Here is a 13,052-nt window from a genome sequence, read left to right as displayed (position 1 = left end):
GGTGGTTTTGGCGAAGGGGAAACACCCGGTCCCATCCCGAACCCGGAAGTTAAGCTCTTCAGCGCCGATGGTACTGCATGGGAGACTGTGTGGGAGAGTAGGACACCGCCGGACATTTCTTATGGGGAAGGCCCCGCCGACAACGGCGGGGCCTTCTCTATTTCTGCGTTAGTTAATCTTCCATCAGTGCCTGCGCGTAGTTGGAAACCGAACGGCTGTATTGGGGAAGGTGGCGTGACAGCGCCCCGAGGGCGAGTGAAACCGCCTCTCGGTCTCGTCCGAGGTCGGTGAGGGCGAGGGCCAGGAATGCGGTGATGGCGTCGTCGAGCTCGTCAGAGAGGGCGTCGCGTTCCGCGGTGAGAAGCGCGACGCTTTCTTCGGCTTGGCCGAGGTTGCGGAGGGTGCTGGCGTACTGGATCGTCGCCTGACGCCGTCGCGATCCTTCGAGACCGGCCGCGAAGGCTTCCCGGTAATGCGTCGCTGCCTCGGCCTCGTTGCCGATCGAGTCGTGCGCCGATGCCAGTTCGTAGTGGGCGATGGCGTCGCCGGGCGGACGTTCTGCGGTCAGCTCCTTGACCTTTGCGAGGAAGTCCTCGGGCTCGTGGTCGTCGAAAGTGGCCCACAGATCGGCGATCCGCCGTTCCCAGTCCGGCCCGGTGTTGATCATTGGTCCAGGATAGGGCGGGAGCGACGAGTGTCGGCCGCCGACCGATCACATGTCAGCAGGTGGGAGCCCGAGCCAGGGTTCGGACGATCGGCGGATGACGGTCATGGTCGGGGTGCCCCGGAGGTGTCGGGGCCCGGTTGGTGTGGTCGATCGCCGGAATCAGCAGTTCCTGTTCGGGGCTGCGGCGAATAGTGGTGGGAGGCTCTGCCCGTGTGGTCCACGGTGAGCTGGCGGAGCTGTTCGCGGCGCGGCAGTTCGTCGGGTGGGCGAGGACAAGTTCTTCACCACGATCGCGGGGATGTGGGCGCATGCTTGGGCCTTCTTGAATGCGGGCATTGGCGAGGTCGGTGGTGCGTGCGGCTTGATGCGGCTGTCTGGGATTGGAGATAGCGGCGGCCGTCCGTCTAACAGACTGCTATGTCGGGGCTGCCGTCAGAGTGCCTGGCGGCGTTGCCGTGGTCGTGTTCAGGAGGCCCCGCAGGCAGCGCCTTTCTGGCCCGTGTGCTTGTTGTCGGCATCGAGGTCGGGGTCTGACGCAGCGAGGCGCGCGTTTGGTGGGCGGTGCCGCCGGCCGATCTGGGCGGGGCGACGCTATTGCGTCTCTGGGGGCCTTCCGCATTGGCGGTGGTGGGGCGTGCCGAATGGTCTCGGGAATACGACGGGTGATCGTCGTGGTGCGTCCGTCGGGTGGGACGAGCGTGGCGATGGCGCCTACCTGCAAGATCGTCGTTAGGTGGGGGGTGCGACGCCTGTGCGGTGTGTGATGGGGGAGAATTGGACCGTTCGACTGATGTCGAGCCCACGGCCGCGCCGGTGCCAACCCACACATCTGCACCGGCGCGGCCGCGGTTCTTGGAACGTTCAGATCGTAGTGTGCTGCGTCTGTTTGGAAGCAGGGGCGGTTGCCGGTGTGGAGCGTCCGGCCAGGGTGAACAGTGCCAGGGCGGCGATGGCGCAGGTTCCGGCCGCGACGGGCAGCGTCCCGGAGCCGAGGGCGCCTAGTAGCCAGCCGCCGAGGCCGGCGCCCAGGGACGCGCCGAGGTACACGGCGCTGCTGACGAGTGCCAGTGCCTGGGGACCCGCCTGGGCTCCGGCGAAGGCCAGGGCGCGTGCCTGCACCGGCGGCGGGACCGCCCACGCCGCCGCCGACCACACGATCAGGGGTAGGACGACCATCGCCACATGCGCCGGACGCAGCGTCCACGACAACGCCAGGGCCGCCATCGCCGCGGTGAAGAGGGTGACGGCGAGCGCGAACGTCCGCCCGGGGCCGATGCGGTCGACCAGGGTGCCGCTGAGACGCGCTCCCGCGATGCCGGAGGCGCCCGCCAGCAGCAGGAGCCAGCCGAGCCCGGCCGGTTTCACGCCTGCCACGTCCGTGAGGAACGGGCCCAGGTAGGTCTGGAACAGCAGGTTGCCCAGGACGGCGACGATGGCGGCGAGCAGCACGAACACCAGGGCGGGGCGTGCGAGCGGGCGGAGCCGTTCCGCCATCGCGGCGGCGGGTGGGGGAGCGACGTCCGGCAGTGCGGTGAGCAGGAAGGCCAGGGCGGCGACGCCGAGGAGGCCGTTCGCGACGAAGGTCGCCTGCCAGCCGAACGCGGCGCCGATCCATGTCCCGGCCGGTACGCCGGCGACGACCGCGCCGGTCAGTCCCGCCATGACTGTGGCCAGGTCGCGGCCCTGGCGTCCGGGTGGGGCGAGCGCGGCGGTGACCGCGAACACCGTCGGGAGGACGACGGCGGCGGCGAGCGCGGCCAGCACGCGCAGCGCCATCAGTGCCGGATACGACGCGGCGAGCGGGACGGCGAGGTTCGCCGCGCAGAAGAGCAGCATCCCGCCTGCGAGCAGGCGGCGCCGCGGCCAGGACGCGGTGGCGACCGCCGCGACGGGCGCGACCACGGCGCAGATGACGGAGAAGGCGGTGACGAGCTGTCCGGCGGCGGCCTCGGTGACCGCGAGGCCGCGGGCGATGGCGGGCAGCACGCCCACGATCACGAAGTCGTCGGTCTGGAGGGTGAAGGCGGTCAGGGCGAGTGCGGCGAGCCGGAGTCCGCCGCGCGGGTGGCGTCGAAAGAGGGGCATGCCCATTAAGGTAACACTTGTTTCCCTATAGGATGGACGGGCCCCGGGACGAAGGAGACCTGCCGTGGCCAGGCCGCGCGATCCGCATCGCCGCACCGAGATCCTCGACGCGGTCCTCGACCATCTCGCCGAGCACGGGATGTCCGGGCTGTCGATGCGTCCGATCGCCCAGGCGCTCGGGCAGAGCACGCGCGTCCTCACCCACCACTTCGCAGACAAGGACGACCTTCTCGCCGCGCTGCTGCAACGGCTGGACGACGTCCAGCACGAGCAGCTTCGCGCCACCGAGGGCTGGGACGACACGGGGCGGGGGATCGGCGCCATCGTCCGCGACTCCTGGCGTCGCCATCTCGCGCCCGAGAACCTCGCCCATACCCGGCTCGTCCGGGAGATCGAGGGGCTCGCGGCGGCGGGGCGGCTCGGCGACCGGGTTCCGAAGTTCCTGACGGAACGGGCCGAGTTCGTCGCCCGCGCGCTGATCGCCCGTGGCCTCGACCCCGGGCAGGCCCGCGTCAAGGCCACCTACCTCAACAGCGCCTACTCCGGGCTCCAGACCGACATCCTCACCACGGGCGACCGGGAGCGTGTCGAAGCCGCGCTCGATGAGCTGTGCCGCCTCGCAGACTCCTGGACGGAGGACGTCGCCCGGAGGGGCTAGAAGCGCGTGTGCGGCATGCTGTGTGCGTGCGTCTCGTAGGGGTGCCGGCGCCCGTGCTTGCGGTGCTTTCGCGGGGTGGCCTGGCGGGCGCCGGGTCTCTCCTTGGGTTTGAGCTGCCCGGATACTTCGCCGGTCCCGAGTTCAGGAATGTCTGGCGGCTGCGTCTCGGCCAATTGACGTCCGACCCCGCGAGCGTGCCGTGGAGCATCCACGTGGCCGTGGCCGTGGCCGGTGCGTGGCCGTCGGGCACGGCGGACTTCACGGGCGGCCGGACGATGCCGGGACGGTGGAGGTCGGCCATTCCGTGGACCCGGCCCATCGGCGGCGACCATCGACCGGGAGAACCTCGCTTCGCTCGCGACCATCGACGGCTTCGGCTTCGTGCAGGTGGCCGAGCGAGGGCGCGAACTCGTCTTCGTGGCTCCGGTGGGCGAGCTCGGCTAGGGGCAGAGGGGTAGGCGTTCGCCGGTCCAGGCGGTGTGGCGTTCGCGGAGGTCTTCGGCGGTCAGGTCCGTCCGGCCGAGGTCGTGGTAGTTGGGCAGCCAGCTCTCGACGGCGTGATGGGAGTTGGTGAGGGCGAACACGTCCCAGAGCGGGAGGTCGGCGATGGGCCGTCCCGCCGCGTCCTGGTAGGCGTTCGTGAACGTCTCGGCCGCTTGCGGGCCGTGGAGCAGGACCAGTCGAGGCGGCACCAGGCGACGTCGAAGCCGCGCGGTGCGCGGGAGGCGCCCGACCAGTCGACGACGCCGGTGAGGGCGCCGCCCTCCCACAGGACGTTGCCGGACCAGAAGTCGTAGTGGGTGAGGACCTCCTCGGCCTCGGTGAGCCGGTGGACGTGGGCCGCCAGCTTCTGGGCGCCGGGTGCGTCGGCGTGTCCGCGCGCGGGTGACGCGAGCGCGGCGGCCATGCCGTCGCGGAGACCGGGGAGCAGAGCCGGCGGTGTGGCGTGGAGGCGGGCGAGGACCCGGCCGAGGTGGACGGCCGCGGTGCCGGGGTCGACGGACGTGATATCGGCGCGACCGGGAAGCCGGGTGGTCAGGACGGCGGGCTCGCCGCACCGGCGGCCGTCCGGGTCGGCGCCGAGCAGCCGCGGGGCCCGGCCGCCCAGCCCGTCGAGGACGCCCAGCACGCGCGCCTCGTCCGCCGCGGCCGTGTCGCCGGGCGGGAAGCGGCGCAGCACCAGCTCCCGCCGGGACTCGGCGGTCGCGAGCAGGTGCGTGGCGGCATGCGTTCCGCCCGGGAGGCGGCGGACGACCCGCACGGGTTCACCCGCGGCCCGCGCGGCCCATGTGAGCGCTTCGATGGGCGGGGACGACTCGATCATCCATCCCATGATGCGCGCGGCGGGCACGGAGGCGCGAATCCGCTGACCCAGGAGGCTCTCAGCGTGAATCCGCAAGGTGGTCGCCGGACGTCGTAGGCTGCACGGATGGCTGAGAAGTTGTGGCGGATCGAGCCGTCCGGGCCGCTGCGCGGGGACGTCACCGTGCGGGGCGCCAAGAACGCGGTCAGCAAGCACATGGTCGCGGCGATGCTGGCGGACGGGCCGAGCACGATCGGCAACGCGCCGGACGTCGGCGAGGTCGGGATCACGGCGGGGATGCTGGAGCACGTCGGGATGGCCGTGGAGCGCTCCGGCGGCGACGTCGCCGTCGTGCCGGGGCCGGTGACGGACCCGAGCGTCGGGAAGGCGTTCACCGGTCTGAACCGCATTCCGATCCTGATGCTGGGGCCGCTGCTGCACCGGGCGGGCGAGGCGTTCGTGCCGCTGGTCGGCGGCGACCCGATCGGGCGGCGGCCGGTCGACTTCCACGTGGACGCGCTGCGGGCGTTCGGCGCGGAGGTGACGATCGAGCCCGACGGTATCCACGCGCGGGCGTCCCGGCTGGTGGGAACGCGGATCGAGCTGCCGTATCCGAGCGTCGGCGCGACGGAGACGGTGCTCCTGGCGGCCGTCCGGGCCGAGGGGAAGACCGTCATCCGGAACGCGGCGACCGAGCCGGAGATCATCGAGCTGGCGCTGTTCCTGCAGCGGATGGGGGCGCGGATCTCGTTCGCGCCCGACCGGCGGATCGTGGTCGAGGGCGTCGAGCGGCTGACCGGAGCGCAGACACGGCTCGCGGGCGACCGGATCGAGGCGTTCTCCTACCTGGTGGCGGGCCTGGTGACCAGGGGAGAGGTGCGGGTGCACGGCTGCCCCCAGGACCGGCTCGTCACGGCGATCACGACGCTGACCAGGATGGGCGCCGAGTTCGAGATCACGGACGAGTGGATCATGGCGTCCGCGCCGGACGGGCTGCGCCCCGCCGCCGTGCAGACCGACACCCACCCCGGGTTCGCGACGGACTGGCAGACGCCCCTCATGGTGCTGTTCACCCAGGCGGACGGGATGTCGGTGCTGCATGAGACCGTCTACGAGAACCGGCTGGCGTACGTTCCCGCGCTGCAGGGCATGGGCGCCGAGATCGAGGTCTACGACACGTGCCTGGGCGGTCCCGCGTGCCGGTACCACGACACGGCGGCGCTGCATTCGGCCGTCGTGCGCGGGGTCACCAAGCTCCGGGGCGGCGACGTGACCATGCCCGACATCCGGGCCGGGTTCTCGGCGGTCCTCGCGGCGGCGGTCGCGGAGGGCCCGTCCACGCTGCGGGGCGTGCACCACATCGAGCGCGGCTACCACCGGCCGGTGGAGCAGTTCCGGGCGCTCGGCCTCGCGCTGCGCGCCGACGGCTAGGCGTAGGCGTGGCTTCGGCGGCTAGGCGTCGGATGGGAGCCTGACCTTCGCGGTCGGGTTCGGCCAGGTGAAGGTGAGCGCGCCGCCGACCGGGAGGCCGCGCCAGAGTGCGGCCAGCTCGTCCAGGCGGGTCAGGATCCGGTCGACGGCGGGGGCGTCCTCGGGCGGGATCGTCCGGCGTTCGGCCCACGCGGGCGTGGCGGCACCGGCGCGGCGGCGCCAGGCGATGTCGCACATGCCCGCGAAGTACTCGGACCTGGCCATGTCACCGCGGTCGGCCCTGCCCAGCGACGCCTCGCGCTTCTTCATCCTGCGCCGCTCCCGGGCCTGGCGGCGCGGGTCGCCCGGCGTCTCGGCCGTCTCGACGAAGCCGTCCCCGCCGCCCGCCGCGGCGCGCCCGAAGACGCCGGACGACAGCCCGAGCTCGGCCTCGGCCAGATAGTGGACGAGGTCGTGCGGGATGTCGTCGTCGTAACCGGGCGCGGGGTCCATCCGGCGCGGCGGCCGTCCGGGCAGCGTGACCACGGTCGCGTACCGGCGCTGACCTGTGCGTTCGAAAGCGACCTCCATGCCGCCAGGCTAGGCCGCGCGGTACGCCGGGCGCATTCCGTTTTCCGGCCCGGCGGCTACGGTGGTTGATCATCGGCAGGGAGGGACGATCGATCGTGGTGGAGTTCGACCGGCGCGACCCCTATCCCGCCTACAGCCGGGCCAGGGAGGCGGACGGGCTGACGTTCGTCCCCGAGCTGGACGCCTGGCTCGTCGTCCGCGACACCGACGCGCGGGCCGTCCTGCGCGACGCGGAGACGTTCTCGTCCGCGAACGCGCTGCGTCCGGACGTGGTGCCCGCCCCGGAGGCGGTGGCGGTGCTGCGGTCGGTGCCGGGCGGCGCGCCCGTCGTGCTCACCGCCGACGGCGCCGAGCACCGGCGGGTGCGGGAGCCGCTGTCGCGCGGGCTGTCCCCGAGACACGTCGCGACGGCCGTCCCGTTCATTGCCGGACGGGCGCGGGAGCTCGTCGCCTCGTTCGCCGCCGAGCACCGGGTCGAGCTGATGGGACGGTACGCGCGCGTCCTGCCCGGCGAGGTGCTCGGCCACCTGCTCGGCCTCGACCCCGCCGACATGCCCGGCCTGGTGGCGGGCAGCTACCGGGCCGACGACCTGGTGTTCCGGCCGATGAGCGCGCAGGAGCAGGTCGCGGCCGCCCATGACGTCGCGGGCATGAAGCGGGTCCTGGACGCCCACGTGCGGGCCCGCGGGGAACGCGCCGGGGACGATCTGTGCGGTGAGATGATCCGCTCGATCGAGCCGCACGGCACGCTCATCTCGAACCTGCAGAACCTCGTGCTCGCCGGGCACCTCACGACGACGGCCCTCATCGGCACGGCCGTCCTGCACCTGCTGCGCGACCGGGACCAGTGGGAGCTGCTGTGCGCGCGGCCCGAGCTGATCCCGGCCGCGGTGGAGGAGGCGGCCCGGTACGAACCGCCGGTCCAGGGTTTCCGGCGGGTCACGACCCGTCCCGTCACGGTCGCCGGGACGGAGCTGCCCGAGGGCGCCGAGGTCTTCGTCGCCTTCGGCGCGGCCGGACGCGACCCGGACGCCCATGACCGTCCCGACACGTTCGACATCACCCGGGAGCCCGCCCGGCACCTGTCGTTCGGGCACGGCGCCCACGCCTGCCCCGGCGCGCACCTCGCCCGCGAGCAGGTCCGGATCACACTGGAGACGTTGGTCAGGGAGCTGCCCGGGCTCAGGCTGGACGGGCCGGTGGAGATGGTGCCCAGCCTGATCCACCGCTCGCCCCGGGAGCTGTTCCTTACCTGGTGATGGCCGAAAACTACAAGACGGACGGGGAATCGGCGGCCACGCTGGAGTCATGGACCTGGACAAGGCAACCGACTTCATGGCCACGCACGCGCGCACGCTCGACCGCCGCCGGTTCGAGCTGCTGACGGGCGGCGGCGACCGCGACGCGCTGCTGGCCGCGCTGAACGCCTACCGGAACCCGGACGGCGGCTACGGGCACGGCCTCGAACCCGACCTGCGGTCGCGGACGAGCCAGCCCGGCCCCGCGCTGCACGCGTTCGAGGTCTTCGCGGAACTCGCCCCGGACACGGCCCCGGAGGCGGTCGCGCTCTGCGACTGGCTGGAATCGGTGACGCTGCCGGACGGCGGCGTGCCGTTCGGGCTGCACGTCCCCGACCCCGCGGGCTGCGCGCCGTTCTGGGCGGGCGCAGACCCGGAGACGTCCTCGCTGCAGATCACGGCCGTCGTCGCGGCGATGGCGCAGCGGGTCGCCGTCCACGACAAGGCGGTCGCCGCGCATCCGTGGCTCGACCGTGCCACCCGCTACTGCCTCGACACCGTCCGGGCGAAGGAGGAGGCGGGGGAGGAGCCGCAGGCGCTGGAGCTCGCGTTCGCGCTGTGGCTGGCCGACGCCGCCCGCGACACCGAGGTCGTCGAGATGCTCGGGAGGCACATTCCGGAGAGCGGGCTCCTGCACGTCCAGGGCGGCCTGGAGGACGAGATGATGCGGCCGCTCGACTTCGCGCCGTACCCGGACCGGCCCGCCCGCGCGCTGTTCGCCCCCGATGTCGTGGCCGCCGAGCTGCGGCGGCTCGACGAGCGGCAGCAGGACGACGGCGGCTGGCGGGTCGACTTCGCGAGCTACTCGCCCGCCGCCGAGCTGGAATGGCGCGGCTACGCGACCGTCGGCGCCGTGGCGATCCTGACCCGCGAGGCTCCGATCTGACCCGCAAGGGCCCGGTCTGACCCGCGAATCCGGGCGGTTCCGAGCGGCGATCGGATATGCATGAAGGGTGATCGATCCCTCCGCGCCCCTGCCCAAGTACATGCAGCTCCGCGCCATCCTCCTGGACATGATCGAACAGGAGCGGCTGGCGGTGGACGCGCCCGTCCCCTCCGAGCGCGAGCTGTCCCGGCGGTTCGGGGTGTCGCGGATGACCGTCCGGCAGGCCGTCGACCTGCTCGTCGCCGAGGACCGGCTCCGCCGCATCCCCGGCAAGGGCATGTTCGTGGCCCGCCCCAAGGTGCAGATGCCGAGGGAGCTGGTGTCCTTCACCGCGGACATGCGCGCCCGCGGGATGGAGCCGGGCAGCCGCGACCTCGACGCCCGGACGATCCCGGCGGACGCGCGCCTCGCCGGGTACTTCGGCGCCTCCCCGGGGATCGCCGTGCACGTCCTGGAGCGGCTGCGGCTGGCGGACGGCGAACCCATGGCGGTGGAGCGCTCGCACATCCCCGCGTCCCTCGCGCCCGACCTGTTCGAGCGCCGTGCGCAGGAGTCGTCGCTGTTCGCCGTGCTGGAGCGCGAGTTCGGGATCTTCATGGACGCGGGGGAGCAGACGATCGACGCGGGCCCCGCGGACGCCCGCGAGGCCGGGCTGCTGGGCATCCGGCCGGGCGGCACCGTGTTCGTCATGCGGCAGCGGACGTTCAGCCGCGGGGTCTGCGCCGAGGTCGCGTTCGCCACGTACCGGGCCGACCGGTACCGCATCCATCTCGGCCTGGAGACCCCGCGCCACGCCGCGCCCTAGACAGCGGCGGCCGCCCGGCCCGCGTGCGATCCTTGAGACGCAGGTCACATCCATGCCGAGGGCGCCGGTGCACCGTCCTCGGACGACGGCTGCGGAGGCTCCCGATGCACAACGGTTCGGGCTATACGGCGCTGACGCCGCTCGCGTTCCTCAGCCGGTCCGCGGAGGTGTTCCCCGGCAAGACGGCCTACGCGTACGGGGACCGCCGGGCCACGTACGCGGAGTTCGCCGCCGAGACGACCCGGCTCGCGAACGCCCTGCGCGCCTCGGGGATCGGGCCGGGGGACCGGGTCGCGTACCTGGCGCCGAACGTCCCGGAGCTGCTGGTCGCGCATTTCGCGGTGCCGCTCGCCGGGGCGGTCCTCGTCGCGATCAACACGCGGCTCGCGCCGGACGAGATCCGCTACATCCTCGCCCATTCGGGAGCGAAGGCGCTGGTCGTGGACGCGGGGCTGCATCCGTCCGTGGCGCCGCTCGCGGGCGGGCTGCCGGAGACCGTCACGGTTCCGGCGGCCGGTGCGGAGCCCGACCCGGCGGTCGGCGGCATCACCTACGCGGAGCTGCTGGCGCGCGGCTCGGACGACCCGCTGCCCCGGGACGTCGACGACGAGAACGCCGCCATCTCCATCAACTACACGTCCGGGACCACGGGACGTCCCAAGGGCGTCGTCTACACGCATCGCGGCGCGTACCTGAACGCGCTCGGCGAGATCGTCCACTCGCGGCACACGCCCGCCAGCGTCTACCTGTGGACGCTGCCGATGTTCCACTGCAACGGCTGGTGCACGCCGTGGGCGCTCGCCGCCATCGGCGGGACGCAGGTGTGCCTGCGCGCCGTCGTCGCCGCGGAGGTGTGGCGGCTCATCGACACCGAGGGCGTCACGCACCTCAACGGCGCGCCGACCGTCCTGGTGACGATCGCGAACGCGCCGGAGGCGCACCCCCTCGACCGGCCGCTGACCGTCACGACGGCGGGCGCCCCGCCCAGCCCGACGATCATCGCGCAGATGGAGGGGCTCGGCGCGGACATCGTGCACGTGTACGGGCTGACCGAGACCTACGGGCCGTACTCGGTGTGCGAGCCGCAGCCCGGCTGGCCGGAGCTGGCCCCGCCCGACCGGGCCCGGCTGCTGGCCCGGCAGGGCGTCGGCATGGTCCAGACCGACGGCCTCCGCGTCGTCGACGACGACATGAACGACGTCCCGGCGGACGGCGAGACGCTCGGCGAGATCGTCATGCGCGGCAACAACGTCATGAAGTGCTACCACGAGGACGAGGAGGCCACCGCGAACGCGTTCCGCGGCGGCTGGTTCCACTCCGGCGACCTCGGCGTCCGCCACCCGGACGGGTACGTCGAGCTGCGCGACCGGTCCAAGGACATCATCATCTCCGGCGGCGAGAACATCTCCACGGTGGAGGTCGAGCGCGCGATCGACTCGCATCCGGCCGTGCTGGAGGTCGCCGTCGTCGCGATCCCGGACGACAAGTGGGGCGAGCGCCCGAAGGCGTTCGTGGTGCTGCGCGACGGGCACACCGCGACCGGTGCCGAGCTGATCGAGCACGTCAGGGCGGGTCTCGCGCGGTTCAAGGCGCCCGACGCGGTGGAGTTCATGACCGAGCTGCCGAAGACCTCCACCGGTAAGATCCAGAAGTTCCAGCTCCGCGAGCGGGAATGGGCGGGACGCGAGCGCCGGATCCTGTGAGGAGCGGCGGTTCCTGGGAAGTGTCCCGGGCGAGGGATCGCGCCCGCCGTCGAGCCGAGAGGGGAGCGGGATGTCGCCCACCGGCGAGCAGACAGGGAACGTGCTGATCGTGGGGGCGGGCCCGACCGGGCTCCTGCTGGCCGGCGACCTCGCGGCCGCCGGGATCCGCTGCACCGTGCTGGAGCGGCGCGACGCGGAGGCGAGCAACCTGACGCGGGCGTTCGCCGTGCACGCGCGGACGCTGGAGATGCTGGACGTGCGCGGCGTCGCCGACGACCTCGTCGCCACCGGCGAGCGTGTCGGCGCCGTGCGGCTGCTGGGCAGGACCAGCCTCGACCTGTCGCGGCTGCCGGGACGGTTCCCGTTCCTGCTGGTCACGCCGCAGTACGAGACGGAACGCGTCCTCCGGGAACGGGCCGCCGGCGCGGGCGCGGAGATCGTGTTCGGGGCGGAGGCCGTCGCGCTGCGGCAGGACGCGGCGGGCGTCGACGTCGACGTGCGGACCTCCGGCGGCGCGACGGAAACGCGCCGCGCGTCCTACGTCGTCGGGACCGACGGGGTCCGCAGCACCGTACGGCGCGCGCTCGGGCTGCCGTTCCCCGGCCACGCGGCCGTCCGGTCAGTGATGCTCGCCGACGTCCGGCTCCGGGACGCGCCCCCCGACGTGCTCACCGTCGACTCGACCGGTGACGCGTTCGCGTTCCTCGCGCCGTTCGGGGACGGCTGGTACCGGGTCATCGCGTGGAACCGCCGCCACCAGGCGCCCGACTCCGAGCCCGTCGACTTCGACGAGCTGCGCGAGGTCACCCGCCGTGTCCTCGGCACCGACCACGGCATGCACGACCCGCGCTGGACGTCCCGGTTCCACAGCGACGAGCGGCAGGTGCCGGAGTACCGGGTCGGCCGCGTGTTCCTCGCGGGCGACGCCGCGCACGTCCACTCCCCGGCGGGCGGACAGGGCATGAACACCGGGATCCAGGACGCCGCGAACCTCGGCTGGAAACTCGCCGCCGAACTGCGGGGCTGGGCGCCGTCGTGGCTGCTCGACAGCTACCACGAGGAGCGGCATCCGGTCGGGCGGCTCGTCCTGCGCGGCAGCGGCGCGATCCTGCGCGGCGCCCTCGCCGAACCGCTGTGGCTGCGCAGGGCGCGGACCGCGGGCCTGTGGGCGGCGACCCACGCCCGGCCGGTCGCGCGGCGGCTCGCGGGCGCCGTCTCCGGCATCGACATCGCCTACCCGGCGCCGCGCGGCTCCCACCGCCTCACCGGGCGGCGCGCGCCGGACGTCCCGCTCGCGGACGGCCCCGGAGCCGCCGGCGGCCCGAGCGGCCCCGGCCGGCTGTACCGCCTGCTCGGCGACGGGCAGTTCGTGCTGGTCGTCGCGGCGAACGACCCGGCGGTCACCTACCTGGCGACCAAACGGTGGGCCGGACGCGTGCACTGCGCGCTCGCGGGCGCGGCGACGCGGACGACCGCGCTGGTCCGCCCCGACGGCTACATCGCGTGGGCGACCGACGAGACCGCGCCCGACCGGCGCGCCGCCGCGATCCGCGACGCCCTCAGCCAATGGTGCGGCCAGCCCTCGACACGGGACACCTCCGAACCGCATCCGGTCGAGCGCGTCCCCGGCGACGAGGGGACCTAGC

The 13,052-nt window shown here is 73.2% G+C and carries 11 protein-coding genes and 1 rRNA gene; 8 read left to right on the top strand and 4 right to left on the bottom strand.

Annotation, left to right across the window (positions count from 1 at the left end):
* A 5S ribosomal RNA gene (gene rrf, locus E1264_RS16050) occupies window positions 1–114 on the top strand; the annotation flags it as partial.
* Between the two features lie 58 nt (window positions 115–172).
* Here rrf and E1264_RS16045 read toward each other — a convergent pair.
* Window positions 173–667 carry a tetratricopeptide repeat protein gene (locus E1264_RS16045; RefSeq protein WP_132174185.1) on the bottom strand — a complete coding sequence of 165 codons (495 nt, stop codon included), beginning with the start codon at window positions 665–667 and terminating at the stop codon, window positions 173–175.
* Window positions 668–1,528: 861 nt separating this feature from the next.
* Window positions 1,529–2,752, bottom strand: a complete 1,224-nt coding sequence (locus E1264_RS16040; protein ID WP_207935947.1) for an MFS transporter — start codon at window positions 2,750–2,752, stop codon at window positions 1,529–1,531.
* Window positions 2,753–2,816: 64 nt separating this feature from the next.
* On the opposite strand from E1264_RS16040, the gene E1264_RS16035 reads away from it, so the two are divergent.
* Window positions 2,817–3,410 carry a TetR/AcrR family transcriptional regulator gene (locus E1264_RS16035; protein ID WP_132174181.1) on the top strand — a complete coding sequence of 198 codons (594 nt, stop codon included), beginning with the start codon at window positions 2,817–2,819 and terminating at the stop codon, window positions 3,408–3,410.
* 505 nt (window positions 3,411–3,915) lie between these two features.
* Here the strand turns inward: E1264_RS16035 and E1264_RS16025 are convergent.
* Entirely contained in the window at window positions 3,916–4,734 is an 819-nt protein-coding gene (locus E1264_RS16025) for an aminoglycoside phosphotransferase family protein (protein WP_165964201.1), read from the bottom strand.
* Between the two features lie 105 nt (window positions 4,735–4,839).
* On the opposite strand from E1264_RS16025, the gene murA reads away from it, so the two are divergent.
* A complete protein-coding gene (gene murA, locus E1264_RS16020; RefSeq protein WP_132174177.1) occupies window positions 4,840–6,144 on the top strand; it encodes a UDP-N-acetylglucosamine 1-carboxyvinyltransferase in 1,305 nt (434 codons plus the stop codon).
* A gap of 21 nt (window positions 6,145–6,165) precedes the next feature.
* Here murA and E1264_RS16015 read toward each other — a convergent pair whose 3' ends face one another.
* On the bottom strand, window positions 6,166–6,714 hold the full coding sequence (locus tag E1264_RS16015) for a hypothetical protein (protein ID WP_132174175.1): 549 nt from the start codon (window positions 6,712–6,714) through the stop codon (window positions 6,166–6,168).
* A gap of 95 nt (window positions 6,715–6,809) precedes the next feature.
* Between E1264_RS16015 and E1264_RS16010 the strand changes: the two genes are divergently transcribed.
* From E1264_RS16010 to E1264_RS15990, 5 genes are all read left to right on the top strand, one after another.
* A complete protein-coding gene (locus E1264_RS16010; RefSeq protein ID WP_243710959.1) occupies window positions 6,810–7,973 on the top strand; it encodes a cytochrome P450 in 1,164 nt (387 codons plus the stop codon).
* Window positions 7,974–8,022: 49 nt separating this feature from the next.
* Complete coding sequence (locus E1264_RS16005; RefSeq protein ID WP_132174173.1) at window positions 8,023–8,898, top strand: hypothetical protein; 876 nt, start codon at window positions 8,023–8,025, stop codon at window positions 8,896–8,898.
* Window positions 8,899–8,965: 67 nt separating this feature from the next.
* Entirely contained in the window at window positions 8,966–9,703 is a 738-nt protein-coding gene (locus E1264_RS16000) for a GntR family transcriptional regulator (protein ID WP_243710958.1), read from the top strand.
* Window positions 9,704–9,807: 104 nt separating this feature from the next.
* Window positions 9,808–11,406, top strand: coding sequence for an acyl--CoA ligase family protein (locus tag E1264_RS15995; RefSeq protein WP_132174171.1), 1,599 nt, complete (start codon window positions 9,808–9,810; stop codon window positions 11,404–11,406).
* A 70-nt stretch (window positions 11,407–11,476) separates the two neighbouring features.
* Window positions 11,477–13,051 (top strand): FAD-dependent monooxygenase, encoded by a 1,575-nt coding sequence (locus E1264_RS15990; protein ID WP_132174169.1) that lies wholly within the window; start codon window positions 11,477–11,479, stop codon window positions 13,049–13,051.
* Window position 13,052: the final 1 nt, after the last annotated feature.

It is taken from the genome of Actinomadura sp. KC216 (assembly GCF_004348535.1).
GTDB lineage: Bacteria > Actinomycetota > Actinomycetes > Streptosporangiales > Streptosporangiaceae > Spirillospora.
Note: the sequence above shows the minus strand (reverse complement) of the source record. Positions and strands in the feature narration are given on the sequence as shown.